We start from the raw sequence: 314 nt of genomic DNA on the forward strand, positions 1-314 counted from the left end.
CCCGCCGGCACCGCGCACCGGCATTCAAGCCCAACGTGGCGTTAGCCGCGATCAAGGGCGAGATGACGCTGGCCCAGCTGGCTGAGTAGTTCGACGTGCATCCGAACCGGATCACGCAGTGGAAGTCCCAGTTTCAGGAAGCGGCGGCAGAGGGATTTGGTCCTGGCGGAGGCAACAGAACGATCGAGCCTGCCGTGGACGTGAAAACGCTGCACGCCAAGATCGGGGAGCTGACGGTGGAGAACGCTTCCTAAGAAACGGCAGCACCGACTTTCGGTTCCAAGGGAGAACAAAGCCGAATGCCTTGGCACGCT

At 61.8% G+C, this 314-nt stretch carries 1 pseudogene; it reads left to right on the forward strand.

The features are described from left to right. A pseudogene (locus tag AC0L3A_RS41085) lies at positions 1 to 245 on the forward strand (transposase); the annotation flags it as partial. Positions 246 to 314: the final 69 nt, after the last annotated feature.

Source organism: Bradyrhizobium sp. MI1.3 (assembly GCF_055811695.1).